This is a genomic window from Ensifer sp. Root127, from assembly GCF_001425225.1.
In the GTDB taxonomy this organism is placed as follows: Bacteria; Pseudomonadota; Alphaproteobacteria; order Rhizobiales; family Rhizobiaceae; genus Ensifer; species Ensifer canadensis.
On sequence record NZ_LMDX01000012.1, the window covers coordinates 145531 to 164641 of the forward strand.

Sequence of the window (19111 nt, forward strand, 5' to 3'; positions counted from 1 at the left end):
GCGTCGCACCACACGCCGCGATAGGTGGCGACCGGCTGCACTGCGGCCGGTCACCTTGCCTCGGTATTGATCGTGGCCTCAGTACTGGTCGCAGCGGCGCACCCATTCCATCGGGTAATTCAAGCTGTCCTCGTCGCGGCCCTTGGGTACGAGGTCGAGGAAATGGTAGGCGCCGTTCAGCATCTCGACGCCGCGCGAGTAGCAGGAATAGGTGTGGAACAGCTCGTTCCTGTCGTCCCTGTAGAATACGCTGATGCCCACCTGTTCCGACACGGTGCTCGGCTGGATCTTGTAGTTGTAGTAGGCCTCGCCCTTGGCGAGCTGTTCGGGCGTCCGGGATGCCTGATAGTCGAAGTTGAAGTCGCTGCCGAAGGATGACACCCATGGGAAGCTCCAGCCCAGCCGCTTCCTGTAAGCCTCGATCTGGGTGAGCGGTGCGCGCGATACGGCGGTGAAGGTCACGTCGCGATGGTTGAGATGAACCGGGATGCCGTTGAAATTGTCGGCCCAGAACGAGCAGTGCTTGCAGCCTTCCTGCCAGTCGGGACCAAGCATGAAGTGGTAGACGATCAGCTGCGAGCGGCCGTCGAAGAGATCGGTGAGCGACAGGGCGCCGTTCGGCCCGTCGAACTGGTAGGATTTTTCCACGCGCTCCCAGGGCATTTCCATGCGGCGGCGCGTCAGCGCCTCCCGTTGACGGGAGAATTCCTTTTCGGCGGCAAGCAGGTCCAGGCGCGCCTTCAGCCACGCCTCGGGTGAAACGATTTCGTTCTGCATCGTGGTCTCCTTGGTGTTGAGATGTTTGTCTGGTGGCAACGATCGGGGCTCACGGCCGATGGGTAGAGTTTCGCCGTCCGGAGAGCAGCCGCAGCCACGGCCCGGAATGGAAGGCGCTCATCAGCCCGTACATCGCCACCATTCCCGTCAGCGGGGACGCGGCTGAGGTCGTGCAGAGCATGTCCGGCTCGCCGATGCTCAGAACGCCGGTCAAAAGCGCCATGAACGCAAAGGTCGGACTGGCGAGGAGAGGGAGCCGATCGGCCGCGCCACGAGCTATCGCCCTTCGCGACCCTTCAATCGTTCCGGTTCTGTGCGTCGACATTTTCGGCTATCCATTTGTTCGGCGGTTGCGCAGGTCGTTGCGGGTCTGCGAATACAGTTAGCGTCCGAAGCTGAGAGTGCGGGAGTTACAAGTTTGACGGGATTGCGATGGACTCGCTGATCACGGCTGCGGCGCGGGCGCTGGCGGCGGGCGATCCGCTCGGCGCGCTGAAACGCGTCGCACTGCGCGACGACGCGCCGGCGCTGGCGCTGCGCGGGATCGCGATGGCGCAGCTCGGCGACTTCCCACGCGCAAAAGCCCTGCTGAAAAGTGCCGCGCGTGCATTCGGCCCAAGGGAAGCGGTGGCACGGGCGCGATGTGTCGTGGCTGACGCCGAGATTGCGCTGGTTTCACGCGACCTTGGCTGGCCGGAGAAGGCGCTTGAGACGGCGCGGGCTGTGCTCGAGGCCCATGGCGACCGCGTCAACGCCGCCCATGCGCGCAATCTCCAGGTCCGACGTCTCGTCCTGATCGGCCGCCTCGATGAAGCCGAGCAGGCGCTTGACGGCTTCGACCCGATGCCGCTGCCGCCCGCATCACGCGCCGCCAACGCTCTCATTGTCGCCGGCATCGCCGTCAGGCGCCTGCAGACGAAGACGGCGCGCGCTCAGCTGGCGCTGGCGCGCGAGGCGGCGCGTGAAGCCGGTATCCCGGCATTGACCGCCGAAGTCGACGGCGCCTTTTTAGCGCTCTCCAAGCCGGCTGCGCGCCTGATCGCCCGTGGCGAGGAGAGGGCGTTGCTGCTCGAAGAGGTCGCGGCGCTGCTGGCATCCGGCGCGCTGGTCATCGATGCATGCCGGCATGTCGTGCGGGCAGGTGATAGGTTAGCATCACTCTCGACGCGCCCGGTTCTCTTTGCGCTTGCCAGGACGCTGGCTGAAGCCTGGCCGGGGGATGCTTCGAGGAGCGCGCTTCTCGCCCGCGCCTTCCGGGCGAGGCACGCAGACGAATCGCACCGGGCGCGACTGCGCGTCGAAATCGGACGGCTTCGCGCTGAGCTACGGGATGTGGCCGAGGTAAGCGCGACAGCGCGCGGCTTTGTGCTGGTGCCGCGGCACGCTCGCGAGGTCGCCGTGCTGGCGCCGCCCGTCGAGGGACAGCACGGCGCGGTGCTTGCCTTGCTCGCTGATGGCGAGGCGTGGGCGAGTTCGGCGCTGGCGATTGCGCTTGGGGCGAGCCCGCGCACGGTGCAGCGGGCGCTTGACGCGCTTTGCGCGGCTGGCAAGGTGCAGCCGATCGGGCGGGGACGTGCACGCCGATGGATGACGCCGCCGGTGCCGGGTTTCCCGACAGTGTTGTTACTCCCCGGGCCGCTGCCGAGCGATTAGGATGAAACCATGAAAAAAGCCTCAGCCGAAATTCTCCGCGAATATGGTCCCTTTCCCGGTGCCGAGCAGGTGCATGGCGTGACGTTCGACGGCCATCACGTCTGGTTTGCCACCGGCGACAAATTGAATGCGCTCGACCCCGAGAGCGGTGAGACGGTGCGTTCCATCGATGTCGCCGCCCATGCGGGCACGGCCTTCGACGGGGAGCACCTGTTCCAGATCGCCGAGGATTGCATCCAGAAGATCGATCCGAAGACCGGCCGCGTACTTTCGACGATCCCGGCGCCGGGCAACGGTGGCGACTCCGGCCTTGCATGGGCGGAAGGTACGCTGTGGGTGGGCCAGCATCGGGGGCGAAAAATCCATCAGATCGATCCCGAGACGGGGGCCATCCTGCGCACGATCGAGTCAAACCGTGTCGTTACCGGCGTCACCTGGGTCGATGGCGACCTGTGGCACGGCACCTGGGAAGGCGACGACAGCGATGTCAGGCGCATCGATCCGCAAACGGGCGAGGTGCTGGAGCGGCTCGACATGCCGGCCGGCATGGGCGTGTCGGGGCTTGAGGCCGATGGCGGCGACCGTTTCTTCTGCGGCGGAGGCGCAAGCGGCAAGGTCAGAGCCATCCGCCGGCCGAAGCGGGCGGAGGCCGCCGACCGCAGCGCCAGAAGCAAATAATCCACGCTCTCTCTATGTCCCGCGCATCGTGAGGAATAGCAGAGCGCCTTGTCGCCTCGTCGCGGCGTCGCGTGCCTACGCTGACGCGACAAGGACGCCGTAACGTCTTGCATCAGTTGCCGAAGTCTCTTTTCAAATCGGTGCCGGCTCAACGAATTGTCAGGCCGGCTTCAGCGATGCAACGCTCACGCGCCGAACCTCTGGTCAAAGCGTGCAGGCGTACCTACCTACAATGCAGAGACGAAAATCGGCGCCCGCAAATCCGTCTCGTGGCCGCGACGTTCGTTTGCGCCAAGTAATAGGCGGCGCTTTGGAAGAGGCAAGAATGGCTAGGACGTTCCAGTCCTTCATTCACGGTGTTTGGGTCCTTGCCATCATCAGCGCGGCGACATCTGTAGGTATTGTCTATGGGTGGCAAAGCCACGGCTGGGTCGGGGCGAGCCTGTACGGGCTGATCGGTTACGGCAGCGGCGTTTTGTTCGCCTACTCGCCCTCGATGTTTTTCGATTTCCTGGAGTTGTTGGGATCCTGAGCGCGCGCTGAACGCGCTTGCCGACATCACGATCAAGGTATGGCGAAGATGCTGATCTCGTTGGTGATGCCGCGCAGCGTGACGTTGTGTGTCATCGGGTTGAGGCCGCGCTCGCTGAGCAGGTCGGCGGCGGCCGGATTGCGCAGCACCGTGCTGGTGGCGAAGATCTCCTGGGCGGTGGCGAGGTGCTGCACGCGCGAGGCGATGTTGACCGTCTGGCCGAAATAGTCCTGCCTCTCGTTGAGGCTGACGGCGATGCAGGGGCCTTCATGGATGCCGATCTTCAACAGCAGGTCCTCGCTGCTGCGCTCGTGATTGAGCTCGCGCATGGCGTCGCGCATCCGCATGGCCGCGGCGATCGCCCGATCGGGCGTCGGGAAGGTTGCCATGACGGCGTCGCCGATCGTCTTGACCACGGCGCCGGCTTCGGCGGCAACGATCTCGTTGAGCACGGTGAAATGGGTCTTGACCAGATCGAAGGCGGCGAGATCACCGACACGCTCGTAAAGCTCGGTCGAGCCGCGAAGGTCCGTGAACAGGAATGTCATGCTGGTGATCTTCAGGCGCTGGTCTACGTCGATCGTATCGGTGCGGTAGATGTCGCGGAATGTCTGGTTGGACAGCAGCCGCTTGGCCGTCAGGAAAGGACGACGGCGCCCGAGCAGCGCATGCAGCGCTTCGCCGGCGACGCAGACCGTGGGCAGCGTGCGCACCTCCGCATGGTTCTCCACCTGGATCCGCAGCGGACCCGGCTGCATGCTGATGGTCTCGTTATGCCGATGGGTGCGATCGAACACCAGGGATAGGTTGCGCCTTTCCTTCGTCGGTTCTCCCGACACGTCGATGAACTGCGCTGCGTGTGTCACCGGCTCGAAGATGATGATGAACTCGGCCGGAAGCTGCAGCGCGATGACGGCCTTTTCGCCGGGCGGCAGTTCGAGAGTCTCGAGAATGAACTCCTCGGCCTTCGCCTCGTAATCGTCTTCAGGCAGGTCGACACCGGAGCCCCAGTAGACCTGGCGGAAATATTCGGCGGCTGGAAGCTCGTGCGGATTGTGGGCCTCGATATGGCGGACGCGCGGGCTGACGGTAAACGTCACCTCGATCATCTCGTCCAGCGTCGGCTCGTAGCCGGCTGCGCAAAGCGCGCAGGTATAGGCCTCGCTCTGCACGGTTTTCAGCGAGGTGTTGGCGTCGAGCACCCCGCCGCAGCCGGGGCAGAGCACATTCCAGGACAGTTCGAACAGACCAAGCCGCGAGGCGTGCAGGAAACCGGCGATCGTCTTTTCTTCGTCCAGCCCGTGCTCGGCGGCAAAGGCGAGCGCATTGATGCGGCCGAGCTTGCGGTCCGGCGCGTCGCGCACGTGCCGCTCGATGGCATCGGCGAAGGCGGGTGCCGCCGACTGGCGCAGGACGTCGAAGAGGGCCTGGGTTTCGCTCATGGTGGTATCTTATACTGAAATGGGCGCGCGGTCAGCGCCTTGTCTTGGCGGGCTGAGAAACTGAGCCGGCTCTTCGACCAGCCGATGGGAGCCGGCGCCGCGTCGACGCTTTTGCCAAGGTCAACTCTGCTCCAGGGTCGTCTCGTTGGCCCCATTGCGCTTGGCCTGAAGCATCTTATGCTAAGAGGGTGGTAGGCCGCGGGAGCATGAATGTCGGCACGGCCGTTCTCGAAGATTTCTGCGCCGTTCGGCGGGCTGCTCGCCGTGGTTGGGCTCGTGGCGGTCGCTGCACTCACGACGCCGGACATGACCGGACGAACCAGGCTCAATTTGGAGGTCCTGCTTGCTCTCATCTGGGCCATCTATGTCCTGCAACTGATCGTGACGCTGATCGCCGCGCGCGAGAGAGACTTTTGGGACAGGCTGCCGGCGATTGCTATCGATGTGCTTGCTGTCTTGGTTCCTTTCGCCGCGGTGCTGTTTGTCGGCACGCGCGATCAGACCCTCTACTGTGCCATCTGGCTGCTGAAGCCTCTGCGCGGATCGCCCTTCTTCCGGCTTATGGGCAGCGTCCTGACCAAACAGGCACGTAACCTGATCGGCATCACCTCGATCTTCGGCATCGTTCTTTTTGGTGCGGCGCTCACGGCCTATCTCATCGAGCGCGACGTCCAGCCTAACACGTTCGGCAGCATCCCCCAGGCGATGTGGTGGGCGGTGGTGACGCTGTCGACCACCGGCTATGGAGACGAGATTCCGCAAAGCTTCGCCGGCCGCGTCCTTGCCGGGCTGGTCATGATGTGCGGCATCGGCATCTTTGCGCTCTGGGCCGGCATCCTCGCCACCGGCTTCTACGAAGAGGTCCGTCGCCGGGACTTCGTGCGCAATTGGCAGTTGGTGGCGACCGTGCCACTGTTTCAGAGGCTTGGCTCGTCGGCGCTCGTCGAGATCGTGCGGGCGCTGAGGCCTCGCGTCGTGCCGGCGGGCGCTGTCATATGCCGCAAGGGCGAGGCCGGCGACCAGATGTTCTTCATCGTCGAGGGACGCGTCAGTATCGCGACACCGAACCCGGTGGAGCTAGACGCTGGCAGCTTCTTCGGCGAGATGGCGCTGATTACGGGCGAGCCCCGCTCGGCGACCGTCAGCGCGGCGACCGAGGTCTCGCTGTTGTCGCTGTATTCGGAGGATTTCCAGATGCTGTCCAGCAGCAACCCGGAGATCGCGGACATCATCCGCAAGACTGCGCTCGAGCGGCGCGGAGCGACGCCGAAGGCTTGACGGCCCCGCAGGGCTATTGGGTCGTATGCGCAGACCTGAATGCAAGCGCGCCAAGCAGCATTTCACGGCTACCTCATTAACAGCCGGGAAAGTCTTTCTCCTCTAGCATGGCTTCGGGGACACTCTTTCTTATAGGCGATCAATGTCATTTTTCGGCGTTTCCGGAATGTACTATTCCGGTGAATCTCTTGCTGAGCACCGCATCGTGCTTGCCGAGGACTCCAATCTGTTTTCGTCGATGGTCTCGAAGCGGCTGAAAGAGCTGTTCGACATCGACGTCATCGTCTGCCGCGATTATGACGATCTGCAGTTTGCCGTCGAAAATGCGACATTCCCGGCGTCGCTGGCCATTTCCAACATCAACCTGCCCGGTGCCGAGAATGGCGAGGCGCTGAATTATCTCATCGAGATGAGCGTGCCGACCGTGGTCTTCACCGGCTCCTTCCAGGAAAGTACGCGCGAGAAGATCCTGGCCAAGGAGATCGTCGACTATGTCATCAAGGACAGCGTCTTTGCCGTCGACATGCTGGCGGAATCGGTTTGCCGGTTTCTCACCAACCACAAGCACCATGTGCTCATCGTCGACGACAGCCCGACGGCGCGCGCGCTGCTGACGACGCAGCTGAAACGCTACAATTTCCGCACCAGCACGGCAGAAAACGGTGCGACGGCGCTCGAAATCCTCAAGAACCATCCGGATATCGGCCTCGTCATCACCGACTACAACATGCCCGACATCGACGGCTTCGAGCTGACGCGGCGCATTCGCGGCACCTATGGGCCGCACCAGTTGCGCATCATCGGCGTCTCGTCCTCGACCAACCGGCTCTTGTCGGCACGCTTCCTCAAGGCCGGCGGCAACGATTTCGTCGTGCGCCCCTTCGTCAACGAAGAGTTCTATTGCCGCGTCAACCAGAACCTCGACACGCTGATCAAGATCAAGACCTTGAGCGAAAAGGTGAAAGTTCCGGCCTAAAGCATGTCGCGCAAAAGTGTGCTGCGGTTTTGCGATAACGACATGCGTAAAAACAAGAACTTGAAGCGCGGCAAGCGAATCTGAAAGATCGCGACGCGCTTTAACGCGCCTGCGAACTCCGCGAACCTGGCTGCCGGATGCGCCGTTTGTCGGCGCCTTGATCCCGCCCGCCACCTCCGTTTCGAGGCGGTGGCGCTCATCCGTCGGCTACACACGCCGGCGCATCTGCCGCTTTCCTGCGCTTGCGACCCCTAAAATTGCCGGGGTCGCGAGAAAAGCCCTCTTACGGTTGCCGCATTAACGAAATTGCAATCCGGACCGTCTTCAATCGGCCGCAACAAAAGTGGGGAGCCCGGTAACGCCTGGTCATGCCAAGACAAAATGTCTGGCGCGATCCGTGCCGGGTATAATTGTATATTGGGAGCCAGCGTCGCCCTTTTTGGGACAGCACGCCTGCGGCTCGAAATCGGGATTTGCAGGGACGTGAGATTGCGCCGCACGCCAGGTCGGATCAATTCTGTGCAGAAGCACAGCGACAAGCGCATGTTGCTGATCGAAGATTCCCGCATGTTTGCCACCGCGCTGAAATACGGCCTGGAAACGGTGCATGGTATTCGTGTCACCCATTGCGCCTCGCTGGAGGCGCTGCGCCAGGAAATGACCGCAGCGCCGGATAGCTTCTCGCTCGCCGTGCTCGACCTCAATCTTCCCGACGCGCCCAATTGTGAGGCGCTCGACTTCATCCTCGCCAACAACGTTCCGGCCGTCGTCTTCACCGCGGCCTTCAACGACAACACGCGCGACCAGATCCTCGGTCGCGGCGCGCTCGATTGTGTCATCAAGAACCAGCCGGAATCGATCAATCTCCTGATCGGCGCCGTGGACCGGGCCTTGACCAATGGCAAGACGACGGTGCTGCTTGCCGATTCCGACACGCCGTCGCGGGTCGAGCTTGCGGGCATCCTGCGCCGGCAGCGGATTTCGGTGTGCGAGGTCGCTTGCGCCGCCGATGCGCTGCTGGTGCTCGATTCCGGCGAGGCGATCGATATCGTCGTCACCGATCTTGATTTGTCCGACATGACTGGGGCAGCGCTGCTTGCCGAGGTGCGCCGGCGCCAGGGCGATGAGGCGCTGCCGGTGATCGCGCTTTCCGACAGCGGCGACCGCCGGATCGGAGCGCGGTTCCTTGAGGCCGGCGGGACGGACTTCATCCAGAAGCCATTCCTTGAGGCAGAGTTCAACGGTCGCATCGCCTATGCCGCCGGCATCCAGAAACGGTTGCAGACGCTGCAGCGACAGGCAGCGAGCGACTATCTCACCGATATCTACAATCGCCGCCATTTCTTCCTGACCGGCCCGCGCCTCGTCGAGCAGTGCCTGCGCCGCGGCGAGACCACGGCCATCGCCATTCTCGACATCGACCACTTCAAACGCCTCAACGACACCTATGGCCACGAGATCGGCGACGTCGTGTTGAAGCATGTGGCCAAGCGGTTGACGACGCTGGTCGGCGACGAACACCTGCTTGCCCGCCTCGGCGGCGAGGAGTTCGGCATCCTGTTCAACGGCTTCGACGTCCAGCGCGCCTTCACGTTCTGCGAGAAGCTGCGCATCGAGCTTGCGAGATCGCGCATCGTTGCGGATGACGAGGAACTGTCGATTACAGTGTCGATCGGTCTTGCGACCATCGAGGCGCCGGAGTCCTTCGAGAACTACCTGCATGCGGCCGACCAGTTTCTCTACATGGCCAAGCACGCCGGGCGAAACCGGGTGATTTCGGAGCTCGCACTGCTCGACGCACTGGCGTCGTAGCGAGCCGCAATCCGCGACGCTGTCCGGCCAAGGACCTGTTCCTGCATGGTGGCGAGCTAGTGCCGCTAGCCGCGATGATTGCAATGAATCGCGAAGCATTGTCGGTTTCGGCATCGGCGAAACGTCTTCCAAGCAGCCGGACATGATCCGGGCCTGCGAAGAGGAGCCGCATATGACCAAAGTTGTCTCAAATCTCTGGTTCGAAAAGGACGCCCTCAGGGCCGTCGAACTCTACGTCTCGCTCGTGCCCAATTCGGCGATCGTCCGCACGACGGTGATGCCGGCGGATTCGCCGAGCGGGCCGGCGGGCAGCGTCAAGGTGATCGAGTTCACCCTGGGAAACCAGAACTTCACCGCGCTCGAAGCCGGACCGCTGGACCCGTTCAACCATTCCTTCTCGATCATGATCCAATGCGACAGTCAGGAGGAGATCGATCGCCTGTGGAATGCGCTGCTTGAAAACGGCGGGCAGGCCGAGCAATGCGGTTGGCTGCGGGACCGCTGGGGTCTTTGCTGGCAGATCGTGCCGAGAGCGCTCGGCGACATGGTTGCCCATACCGACCGCGAGCGCGCCCGGCGTGTGACCGAGGCCATGCTGGGCATGATCAAGCTCGATATCGCCGAACTGGAGCGCGCCTTCCACGCCCGGACCTGAGCCAGATCCGGCTGAACAGGTGCGCTCATGGACAAGGGTTGACGGTGTGGCCTGCGCTATTTCCGCGCCTGCGGGTAGATCGTCTCGCCGCGCTTCAGCATCTCGACGAAGGTCTCGATCTTTTTCCGGCGGCCGGCCTCGGTCTTCATATTGTGCGTGCGGAAGGCAAGCGCGAAGCGGTTCTGCGCGCTGAGTTTTGCCAGCATTTCTCGCGCCTGCGGCTCGGCGTCGATCGCTGCCTGCAGGTCGTCGGGGATCTTCATTTCCTTGCCGCTGCCATAGGCGCGATCCCAGCGGCCGTCGGCCTTGGCCTTGTCGACCTCTTTCAGCCCATACGGGGTCATCCGGCCTTCGGCGATCAGCCGGGCCACATTGTCGACGTTGATCTGGCTCCAGATGCTTTTCTTGCCGCGCGGGGTGTAGCGCTGCATGTAACTCTGGTCGTCGTGGCTCTTGCGCACGCCATCGATCCAGCCCCAGCACAGGATCACGTCGATCGCCTCCTTCGGCGTGATCGATTTGAGGCCGGAGCTTACCTTGTGGATCTTGATCCAGACCTCGGTTTCGCCGGCATGGTTGGCGCCGAGCCAGACATAGAAACGCTCTTTGTCTTCGAACTCGTGGACCTTGCTCGGATCGATGATCACGGGTGCCATGGGGTGAAATGCTCCTGATGTTCAAGCGGCGGAGGCGTGCCAGCACGTTCCGGCTGCGGCGCGGCCACGCGTTCTCCTTTTCCGTTCAAGCGAAAAATGCGGATCGACGCAAGCGCGAACGTGGGTGGAGCGGGTTCCAGAATGGCGGGAAATGAGGGGCGACAAAGCGGGCCAGGTGGTCTGTGGTATCGCTGCGGCGGCAAGCGCAACCGCAAATTGGGCGGACGGTTCCATCTGAAATTCGGACCGATACCGTCTTCAACGAGGTTTGCACCCCGTTCTCCTCATCCTCGCCCCTGTGGCAGGGATCCAGCGACCCGACGTCTGTCGGGTTAGGGGGCATTTCAGCCCAAGGACTTGGGCTGGCTGGATTCCTGTGACAGGCACAGGAATGAGGGAAGTTTTGGCGGCTGGCGGGCTCACATCGCCGGATAGGTTAAGAAGGGACGGCCTGTTGCCAACAAAAAGGGCGGATGACCCGCACTTTTTGTGTGTTCGCACCAGTTCCTATCGCGCCATCTGCAGCGTCAGCTTGCGGTCGGCGCGCTCCTGCTGCGGCGAGCGGTTGTAGAGTTCGCGATAACACTTGGAGAAGTGCGACGCCGAGACGAAGCCGCAGGCGACGGCGACTTCGACGACCGGCATCGACGACTGGATGAGGAGGTGTCGAGCGCGGTCGAGCCGGATCTCCAGATAGTAGCGGGCAGGGGACCGCCCCATCTCCTGGCGGAATAGTCGCTCGATCTGCCGGCGCGACAGGTCGGCGCCCTCGGCGATCTCCAGGAGCGACAGCGGTTCGGCAAGATTGCCTTCCATCAGCTCGATGATCGACAGCACCTTGGCGTTCTGGACGCCGAGACGGGCGCGCAGCGGCAGCCGCTGGCGGTCGTGAGGGCCGCGCACGCGGTCGGTCAGCGCCTGTTCGCAGACGCGGTTGACGAGGTTCTCGCCAAAATCCTGGTCGATCAGGTTCAGCATCATGTCGAGCGAGGCGGTGCCGCCGGCGCAGGTGTAGATGTTGCTGTCGATCTCATAGAGGTCGGCATAGACGTCGACCTGCGGGAAGTTCTCGGAGAAGCCGGGCAGGTTTTCCCAGTGGATGGCGCAGCGCTTGCCCGTCAACAGGCCGGCCGAGGCCAGCACATGGGCGCCCGTACAGAGGCTGCCGACGGCGACGCCGCGGTTGTAGACTTCGCGCAGCCAGGCATTGACCGACTTGTTGTTGAAATCCTCGACATAGATGCCGGAACAGACCAGCACCATCGACGGACGGTTTTCCCCGCCCAGGAACTTGCGTTCGTCGGCGAGAGACGAGTTGACCTCAAGCGCGATGCCGCTTGAGGAGAGAACCTTTTCGCCGTCGGTCGATGTGAGGCGCCATGTATAGGCCTCGTAGCCGAGCATGCGGTTGGCGATGCGGAGCGTTTCGATGGCGGCCGAAAACGGCAGCATGGAAAAGTTCGGTACCAGGAAGAAGACGAGAGAACGCTTTTTGGTCAAGGGCTTGTTCATGAGGCTTCCCGTGCTTGGCGATGCCGTATATTCGTCGCTTGGAAGATACCATCCGGCTTGTCTGTTTGCGACATTGACATGGAAAGCAGCGACCGCAAAGACATTTCGCATTGCGACATGGGGCGGGAAAGCCGCTGTCGAGCCGGCTTTGCGGCTTTTGTAAGGAATGCGACAGATTTACCGGCGTCGTTGACGTAATCTGACAAGAAACGCCAGAGATGCGCAATTTTCAGAAAGAACGCCTTTGGGTTGTGTTTGCCGATTGCGACGCGCCGGCGGTGAAAGGGCCAGGTGTCGGTATCGGACAAGTTCGCGCAAGGGCCGGTTTGGGGCGTTTCGACGCCCGACGGCATCTGGCGAAACCACAAAAGAAGAAGGGCATCGCCTTCTCGACGATGCCCTTCAGCGGTTCGCGCTCGGGGTCTTGGGTCCCCGAGAACAGGTCAGGCGGTCATTCATTGTTCGGTCTTGTGCACCGCGTCGTCGACGGATGGGAAGCCGATGTCCTTCATCGTGTCGTAGGACAGGTTTTCAAGTGCGCGCTCGTTGGCATAGCGCTTCCAGGCAGCCCAGGCGCGTGCACGCAGATTGAAGAGACCCGGGATGGACGAGAGGGAGGGTGCCCGCTCCGAGGTCTGTGATAGATGGATAGTAGACATTTCATGGCTCCTTCTGAGTGCCTCAGAGGTCGCGACCACGATCTATATATGTCGCAACCCTAATCATCATTCAAACGAATATGTTTGATGTTTTCCATCAAACATGGTGATCAATCAGCGTCTCGGCGAAGATGAGGTCGTTGCGGACCCGCTTGGGTAGTTTCGCCAATTCGCGGTGGGCTTCCACCCGATTCCGGGCGATGCGTTTTGCCTGTCGTTTTCGTGCAATGCCGTCGATCAGCGTTTGCACGCGGGAGAGGAACGACAGGACGAGATCGCCGTCGGCATTGACCTGTCTCACAGGCAGGGCCTTTGCCATTTGCACGGCATGATCCGGAGTGCGGTTCATCTTGGGCTTCACCTTGCTCACGTGCCGGATGTCCTGCGGGGCAGAGAAGGCCATTGTTGTCGCGGACATGACTGGTTTCCTTCCTTTGGCGTCCTTGCAACTTGACTATCGGTCTTTGCTGATGTTCAATCAAACGAAATGAAGTGAACCATTCTGTCAGTTTTATTGAACAAGGATGCCGCCATGAACATGATGCTGCGCCATGCGCTTCCGCTCCTGGAAATGGATGTGTTGAAAACCTTCGTCGCCATCGCCGAAACGGGCAACTTCACCACCGCGGCCGAAACGGTCTATCGCACGCCGTCGGCGGTCTCGATGCAGATCAAGAAGCTGGAAGAGCAGCTCGGCTGCACGCTGTTCCTGCGCGATGCGCGTTCGGTGTCGCTGACGCCCAAGGGCGAGATGCTCTTGGGCTTTGCCCGCCGCCTGCTGGCGCTCAACAACGAGACGGTGTCTCGCTTCCTGCTGCCCGACATGAACGGCGTCGTGCGTGTCGGCGCGCCCGAGGATGTCGGCGAGCGCATTCTGCCGGAAGTGTTGAAGCGCTTTGCCGAATCCTATCCGAACGTCACGGTCGACGTCTCGATCGGCATGAGCGGCGCCATGCGCAAGCGCGTCGACGAGCACCGTCTCGACATCGCGATCTTCAACAGCCTGACCGACGTCGCGCCGAAGAACGGCGAGATCCTGATGCAGGAGAAGCTGGTCTGGGCCGGCGTCAAATGCGGCAATGCGCATCTTAAGGATCCGCTGCCGGTGTCGATGTGGGAGGACGGTTGCGTCTGGCGGGCCGATGCGGTGGAAAAGCTGTCGCGCGCCGGCCGCCGGTTCCGCATTGCCTTTCTCAGCGCCTATACCACGGGCCAGCGTGCCGCCGTGCTCGCGGGCCTCGCGATTGCCCCGCTGCCGCGCTACCTCGTCCAGGGTGAGATGGTGCAGCTCGGCGAGCGTGACGGCCTACCGGATCTCGGCCATTACGACATCGGCTTGCAGGTGATCGACGATGCGCCGGCGCCGGTGCTGGCTGTCGCAGATCATGTTCGCGACGCATTCGCGGAACTGAGGATCCAGTCGGGAGAGGCGCGGCTTGCAACAGCGGTTGCCTGACAAACCGGCCGAAAGCGACCCGATCGTCATGCGTTGATCTCGGCGCAAGGGGAAGGCGTGCCATGGCGCGAGATGACCAGTCGCGACGCATTTTGGATCCGATCGATCGCCTCTCGGAGATCATTTTCGGGCTGCTGATGGCGCTGTCCTTCACCGGTACGATGAGTGCGGCCGTCGGTGGCGGCGAGAAAGTGAATGCGGTGCTTGTCGCCGCTTTCGGCTGCAATCTGGCCTGGGGCATCGTCGATGGCGTCATGCATGTGGTAACGACCGCGGTCGAGCGGGTGCGACGTCGCGGCCTGGTCGACGCTCTGCAGCGCGAACCTCTCGATCGCGCCCGCCAGATCTTTCTCGACAACCTCCCTGATGATATCAGGTTGGTGTCAGCGCAAAGCGAAATCGAGGCGCTGCTTCTGCGCGTACGGGCCTTGCCGTCCAACGGTCAGCATTCCGTGGTCACAGGCGGAGACCTCAAGGCCGCGCTTGCCATCTTCGCGCTCGTCGTCATCTCGACGCTGCCGCCGAGCATTCCCTTCCTGTTCATCGAGCAGATCGACGTCGCCATGCGCGTTTCGAACGCCATCGCGCTCATCATGCTTTTTATCGTCGGAGCACGGCTCGGCAGCTATATGGGGCGAAGCCCCTGGCCGATGGCCTTCGCCATGGCAGCGATCGGTGCCGTACTTGTCGCAGTGACGATCGCGCTTGGTGGGTAGAGGGCGCAGCACGTTCGGTCCGATGGTGAAGCGCGCCGACCCGCTGCTGATATTTTGAATCACGTTCGCAGCTTATCGCCATGAAACAGCATGACTTTGTGCCGTTCCATTGTGCCAATCCCGCTGTCTTGCCGCCGGGCTCAAGCGGTGCTTGCCCTTCCATAAGCGTAGGCTTATAATAAGTAATGACTTATGAAGGCAGAGTGCTTGCGGCGTTGGCAGACCCGACGCGGCGCCAGATTTTCGAGAGGCTGGGTACCGGTCGTTGCTCGGTTGCCGATCTCGCACGGTCGTTGCCGGTGTCGCAGCCGGCAATATCGCAGCACCTGAAAGTGTTGAAAGAGGCGGGCCTTGTTCACGACACGCCTTCAGGCACGCGCCGTATCTATTCGATCGACCCCGCTGGCCTTGGTCCGCTGCGGCAATGGCTCGATCGCTTCTGGGGTGATCAACTCGCCGCCCTCAAGGCAGTGGCGGACCGCGACGAAGCCATCTGACATATCGGCATGGTTTGTGGTGCGGTCCATGAGGCAAACGGGAGTTTGTGAAATGCATCACATCGAGCCTGCCCCTGTGCGCAAAACCGTGACAGTCCGCGCGACGCCGGAGCGCGCCTTCGACATCTTCGTCGCCGGCATGGGCGAATGGTGGCTGAAGAGCCATAGCCTGACGGCAAGCGGACAGAGGACCGTCGTGGTCGAGCCGTTTGCGGGCGGCCGCTGGTACGAAATCGGCAATGGCGGCGAGGAGAAGGAATGGGGGCGGGTGCTTGCCTGCGAGCGGCCGAGGCGCATCCTCCTTGCCTGGCAACTGAATGCCGACTGGGTGTTCGATCCGGAGTTTGAGACCGCGGTGGAGGTCATCTTCGAGCCCGCAGTCGATGGCGGCACCACCGTACTGCTCGAACATCGCGATCTCGCCAATTATGGTGCGAAGGCGAATGAAGCCCGCGTGGCGCTTGATTCAGAAGATGGATGGACGGGACTGCTGGGGGCATTTGCGGCGAGGGCCGCGTGAGATTCTAAGCGTCACCGCCTTTCTCGAACGCGCTCCCTGGTGCGTTGTTGCAGCCCTCATCCGCTTGCCGGCACCTTCCCCCGCAGGCGGGGGGAGGGATGCTTGGCACTGTCACCGCCCTCACTTGCCGTTGGGCCAAAACATTTGACTATGCAGTGACTTGAACGCAAGCATGCCATGACGTTCAACCGAAGCAACGCGCGATCAATTATGCAGGTATCAACGCCATTGGAGGCTTTTCCCGAATTGGGATCAGTCGCAAACCCCGTAGTGTTCTATGACGGCATTGACGCCCTGGTTTGCTACGAGACCTCGCCCCCGGTTGGCGGTGGCAACGTGGTCCTGAGGTTCGGTGACGTTATCGATTTCCGAGTCACGCCGATGAATGTCGATGGCCTGCCAGGATGCAGATACCCGGTCCTTCCGTGGGCGTTCAATGAAGTCTCTGGTGGCGAGGAAACAGCCCGGTGGGAAGTCCTCAGTCCACGATTTTGGATCATATCCTTCCACGACGTCACGATCGACGTTCTGTTCGAGACGGTCTCCCTCGTGGTTCATGACGAACGCGGCGGGCCGCTGCGCAGGACGCTGATGGACGTCATACGTTGATGCGCTGAAGACCATTCTAAAGGGCGCAGTGTGTCCGCTTGCTTCTTTTCGGCCCTACTCCCGGCTACGCCTCCGCCGTCTGCCGCCGCCCTCGCCATCATCTGCCGCCACCTTGCGCTCCGGCAGGGTGACGACTGCAGACAGTTTCGGGAAGGCGTCGACCTTGTTCGGCATTGCCATCGCGTTGATGAAATGCTCCTGAAATTTTGATTCAAGAGCGGTCTCTATCTTCTCGATTTTGCTGACGGTTTGCTCGATCTCGCGACGGTGGCCGCGGTTCAGGAGCGCCATCAGCGCGCCGGTGCCGGCGGCGTTGCCGACGGCCTTCACCTCGTCGAGGTCGCAGTCCGGGATCAGGCCCAGCACCATGGCGTATTTCGGATCGATGAAGGAACCGAAGGCCCCGGCAAAGCGGATGGTGTCGACATGGTCGATATCCAGCTTTTCCATCAGCAGCTTGATGCCGGCATAGAGCGCCGCCTTGGCGAGCTGGATGGCGCGGATATCGTTCTGCGTCACGGTGATGCGCTGCTGGCCCTCGTGCAGCAGGTAGGAGAAGGTGCGGCCGTTCGGGATGATGCGCGGGCTTTTCGCCGCCATCGCGCCATCGACGACGCCATCCTGCGAGATGATGCCTGAGAGATACATCTCCGCGACGATTTCGATGATCGCCGAGCCGCAGATGCCGGTGACGCCAACGGCGGCGGCCGCCTCGGCAAAGCCGTCCTCATCAGACCATTTGTCGACGCCGATGACGCGGAACCGCGGCTCGAGCGTCTCGGGATCAATGCGCACGCGCTCGATCGCGCCCGGTGCGGCACGCTGGCCGGAGGAGATTTCAGCCCCTTCGAAGGCCGGGCCGGTGGGCGAGGAGGCGGCAACGACGCGATCCTTGTTGCCGAGCACGATCTCGGCATTGGTGCCGACATCGACGAGCAGCATCATCTTGTCCTGCCGGTAAGGGCCTTCCGACAGCGTGGCGCCGGCGGCATCGGCGCCGACATGGCCGGCGATGCAGGGCAGCATGTAGAGCCGGGCGCCGCGGTTGACGTCGATGTCGATCTCGTGCGCCCAATATTGCAGCGCGCCGGAGACAGCGAGCGCAAACGGCGCCTGGCCGAGCTCGGTCGGGTCGATGCCAAGGAACAGGTGGTGCATGATCGGGTTGCCGACGAAGACCATGTCGAGGATGTCGTGGCGGTCGACCTCACCTTCGGCGCAGACCTTGCCGATCAGGCCGTTGACCGCCTCGCGCACCGCCTTGGTCATCGCCTCGCGGCCATCGGGATTCATCATCACATAGGAGACGCGGCTCATCAGATCCTCGCCGAAGCGGATCTGCGGGTTCGAGGTGCCCGAGGAGCCGACGATACGGCCGGAGAGCAGCGAGACGAGATGCATGGCGATCGTCGTCGAGCCGATGTCGCAGGCAACGCCATAGGCCTCGTTCTTGAGGCCCGGCCACAGGCCGACGATGAAGGGGCGTGAACTGTCCATGTCGCGGTGGATGGCGGCGGTCACGGCCCAATTGCCCTTGCGCAGGATGCCCTGGACCTGCGGAATCAGGTGCGGCGCGATCAGCAGGTCCTTCCAGCCCCAGTCCTTCTCCAGCATCACCTTCAGCCGGTCGAGATCGCCGAGCGGCTTGTGCATGTCGGGCTCATCGACCTCGACATAGCAAAGCTGGATGGCGGCGTTGCGCTCGATCACCCGGTCGCTTGCGGCCTTGCGCACCACCTGGGCGTTGATGACGGTATCCTGCGGCACGTCGATGACGAGATCGCCGAGAATCTGGGCGGAACAGGAAAGCCGGCGACCGTCAGGCAGTTCGCGCACGGAGGCGTAGCGCTGTTCCTTCGGGCCAACAGGCGAAATATGGTCGTTGGAGGAGACGATCTTGTGCTTGGCGAAGTTGCCTTCCTGCACCTCGATCTGACAGCGCCCGCAGGTGGCGCGGCCGCCGCAAACACTTTCGACATAGACCCCGAGCGAGCGGGCGGCATCGAGAACCGGCGTGCCGACCGGGAAGCGGCCGCGCTTGCCCGATGGCATGAACAGAACGAGGGGATCCTTGTGCGCGGCTTCGGTCATGTTGGTCTCGATTTCGGAAGTGCCTTCGATGCGCATTCTGTTCTGTCTTTCCTAAAGCCTGCTTCTGCCCGATGGACCGAGGCATGGGTAAACGTCTTCAGACTGCACCGGAATGCTGCCTGATAGTTGTCAGATCCCGACATGGAAAGATCTGCGAGCATCATTTCGTCAGGGTTGCGCTCGCGGGGCGTATCCGTTCATGACGTCTTGCGCGACAGGCGCCGGGCATTGACGCGCACGCGCTTGCCGTAGGGTTTAAGGGCGGCGGCAGCGATCGCCGTTCCACCCAGGCCAAGCGATGCGCCGCCGCCGGTCATCAGCCGCACCGCATTATCGAAACCGGTGCGCCACAGCGCCATGTTCACGGCCATGGCACTTTCCGCGGTGGCCGCGATCTTCTCGGAGACCATGCGGCTAAGCTCGGTCGGATCCTGCGTTTTCCCGGTCAGTGCCGCCAGTTGCATTTCGTGCAGCCGCAGCGCCATGACGAAAGGGGCTTCGAACCAGAGCGTGAAAGTGTCGAGGTGAAGTCGGCGCGTTGTCATCGATGATCCCTACTCTTGTGCTGCGACAGCGACGGTCGGATGCTTGA

Annotated in this window: 21 protein-coding genes; 12 read left to right on the forward strand and 9 right to left on the reverse strand. The window is 62.4% G+C overall.

Going from position 1 to position 19111, the window contains the following annotated elements; translation table 11 throughout:
* Nucleotides 1-78: 78 nt before the first annotated feature.
* Both ASD03_RS15280 and ASD03_RS15285 read right to left on the reverse strand, forming a co-directional pair.
* Nucleotides 79-777 (reverse strand): thioredoxin family protein, encoded by a 699-nt coding sequence (locus tag ASD03_RS15280; protein WP_025427433.1) that lies wholly within the window; start codon nucleotides 775-777, stop codon nucleotides 79-81.
* A 49-nt stretch (nucleotides 778-826) separates the two neighbouring features.
* Nucleotides 827-1102 (reverse strand): hypothetical protein, encoded by a 276-nt coding sequence (locus ASD03_RS15285; RefSeq protein ID WP_025427432.1) that lies wholly within the window; start codon nucleotides 1100-1102, stop codon nucleotides 827-829.
* A gap of 107 nt (nucleotides 1103-1209) precedes the next feature.
* Between ASD03_RS15285 and ASD03_RS15290 the strand changes: the two genes are divergently transcribed.
* From ASD03_RS15290 to ASD03_RS15300, 3 genes are all read left to right on the forward strand, one after another.
* Nucleotides 1210-2430, forward strand: a complete 1221-nt coding sequence (locus ASD03_RS15290) for a hypothetical protein (protein ID WP_025427431.1) — start codon at nucleotides 1210-1212, stop codon at nucleotides 2428-2430.
* Nucleotides 2431-2439: 9 nt separating this feature from the next.
* Nucleotides 2440-3108: a PQQ-binding-like beta-propeller repeat protein gene (locus ASD03_RS15295; RefSeq protein ID WP_025427430.1), complete on the forward strand. Its 669-nt coding sequence runs from the start codon at nucleotides 2440-2442 to the stop codon at nucleotides 3106-3108.
* Between the two features lie 325 nt (nucleotides 3109-3433).
* Complete coding sequence (locus ASD03_RS15300) at nucleotides 3434-3640, forward strand: hypothetical protein (protein ID WP_025427429.1); 207 nt, start codon at nucleotides 3434-3436, stop codon at nucleotides 3638-3640.
* 32 nt (nucleotides 3641-3672) lie between these two features.
* On the opposite strand, the gene ASD03_RS15305 is transcribed toward ASD03_RS15300, so the two are convergent.
* On the reverse strand, nucleotides 3673-5082 hold the full coding sequence (locus tag ASD03_RS15305; RefSeq protein ID WP_025427428.1) for an adenylate/guanylate cyclase domain-containing protein: 1410 nt from the start codon (nucleotides 5080-5082) through the stop codon (nucleotides 3673-3675).
* Between the two features lie 210 nt (nucleotides 5083-5292).
* On the opposite strand from ASD03_RS15305, the gene ASD03_RS15310 reads away from it, so the two are divergent.
* The 4 genes from ASD03_RS15310 to ASD03_RS15330 all read left to right on the forward strand — a co-directional run bounded on the left by ASD03_RS15310 (nucleotide 5293) and on the right by ASD03_RS15330 (nucleotide 9803).
* Nucleotides 5293-6360 (forward strand): cyclic nucleotide-gated ion channel, encoded by a 1068-nt coding sequence (locus ASD03_RS15310; RefSeq protein WP_057214264.1) that lies wholly within the window; start codon nucleotides 5293-5295, stop codon nucleotides 6358-6360.
* A 142-nt stretch (nucleotides 6361-6502) separates the two neighbouring features.
* Nucleotides 6503-7336: a response regulator gene (locus ASD03_RS15315; RefSeq protein WP_025427426.1), complete on the forward strand. Its 834-nt coding sequence runs from the start codon at nucleotides 6503-6505 to the stop codon at nucleotides 7334-7336.
* A 519-nt stretch (nucleotides 7337-7855) separates the two neighbouring features.
* Nucleotides 7856-9148, forward strand: a complete 1293-nt coding sequence (locus ASD03_RS15325; protein WP_244445410.1) for a diguanylate cyclase — start codon at nucleotides 7856-7858, stop codon at nucleotides 9146-9148.
* 172 nt (nucleotides 9149-9320) lie between these two features.
* Nucleotides 9321-9803 carry a VOC family protein gene (locus ASD03_RS15330; RefSeq protein WP_025427423.1) on the forward strand — a complete coding sequence of 161 codons (483 nt, stop codon included), beginning with the start codon at nucleotides 9321-9323 and terminating at the stop codon, nucleotides 9801-9803.
* A gap of 56 nt (nucleotides 9804-9859) precedes the next feature.
* Here the strand turns inward: ASD03_RS15330 and ASD03_RS15335 are convergent, their stop codons facing one another.
* The 4 genes from ASD03_RS15335 to ASD03_RS15355 form a co-directional block, all read right to left on the reverse strand.
* Nucleotides 9860-10459, reverse strand: coding sequence for a YdeI/OmpD-associated family protein (locus tag ASD03_RS15335; RefSeq protein ID WP_025427422.1), 600 nt, complete (start codon nucleotides 10457-10459; stop codon nucleotides 9860-9862).
* Between the two features lie 507 nt (nucleotides 10460-10966).
* Nucleotides 10967-11971: a GlxA family transcriptional regulator gene (locus tag ASD03_RS15340; protein WP_057210910.1), complete on the reverse strand. Its 1005-nt coding sequence runs from the start codon at nucleotides 11969-11971 to the stop codon at nucleotides 10967-10969.
* Between the two features lie 455 nt (nucleotides 11972-12426).
* A complete protein-coding gene (locus tag ASD03_RS15350) occupies nucleotides 12427-12630 on the reverse strand; it encodes a hypothetical protein (protein ID WP_025427418.1) in 204 nt (67 codons plus the stop codon).
* A 97-nt stretch (nucleotides 12631-12727) separates the two neighbouring features.
* A complete protein-coding gene (locus tag ASD03_RS15355) occupies nucleotides 12728-13048 on the reverse strand; it encodes a hypothetical protein (RefSeq protein ID WP_025427417.1) in 321 nt (106 codons plus the stop codon).
* A 114-nt stretch (nucleotides 13049-13162) separates the two neighbouring features.
* On the opposite strand from ASD03_RS15355, the gene ASD03_RS15360 reads away from it, so the two are divergent.
* The 5 genes from ASD03_RS15360 (at nucleotide 13163) to ASD03_RS15380 (ending at nucleotide 16428) form a co-directional block, all read left to right on the forward strand.
* Nucleotides 13163-14086: a LysR family transcriptional regulator gene (locus ASD03_RS15360; protein WP_025427416.1), complete on the forward strand. Its 924-nt coding sequence runs from the start codon at nucleotides 13163-13165 to the stop codon at nucleotides 14084-14086.
* 62 nt (nucleotides 14087-14148) lie between these two features.
* A complete protein-coding gene (locus ASD03_RS15365) occupies nucleotides 14149-14802 on the forward strand; it encodes a VIT1/CCC1 transporter family protein (RefSeq protein WP_025427415.1) in 654 nt (217 codons plus the stop codon).
* Between the two features lie 185 nt (nucleotides 14803-14987).
* Nucleotides 14988-15299: a metalloregulator ArsR/SmtB family transcription factor gene (locus ASD03_RS15370; protein WP_025427414.1), complete on the forward strand. Its 312-nt coding sequence runs from the start codon at nucleotides 14988-14990 to the stop codon at nucleotides 15297-15299.
* A gap of 52 nt (nucleotides 15300-15351) precedes the next feature.
* The gene (locus ASD03_RS15375) at nucleotides 15352-15819 is read left to right on the forward strand and encodes an SRPBCC family protein (RefSeq protein ID WP_025427413.1); all 468 of its coding nucleotides are present in this window, start codon (nucleotides 15352-15354) and stop codon (nucleotides 15817-15819) included.
* 177 nt (nucleotides 15820-15996) lie between these two features.
* Nucleotides 15997-16428, forward strand: coding sequence for a hypothetical protein (locus ASD03_RS15380; RefSeq protein ID WP_225906564.1), 432 nt, complete (start codon nucleotides 15997-15999; stop codon nucleotides 16426-16428).
* Nucleotides 16429-16482: 54 nt separating this feature from the next.
* Here the strand turns inward: ASD03_RS15380 and ASD03_RS15385 are convergent, their stop codons facing one another.
* On the reverse strand, nucleotides 16483-18555 hold the full coding sequence (locus ASD03_RS15385; RefSeq protein WP_025427411.1) for an ASKHA domain-containing protein: 2073 nt from the start codon (nucleotides 18553-18555) through the stop codon (nucleotides 16483-16485).
* Between the two features lie 161 nt (nucleotides 18556-18716).
* Nucleotides 18717-19064, reverse strand: coding sequence for a hypothetical protein (locus ASD03_RS15390; RefSeq protein ID WP_025427410.1), 348 nt, complete (start codon nucleotides 19062-19064; stop codon nucleotides 18717-18719).
* Nucleotides 19065-19111 lie beyond the last annotated feature (47 nt).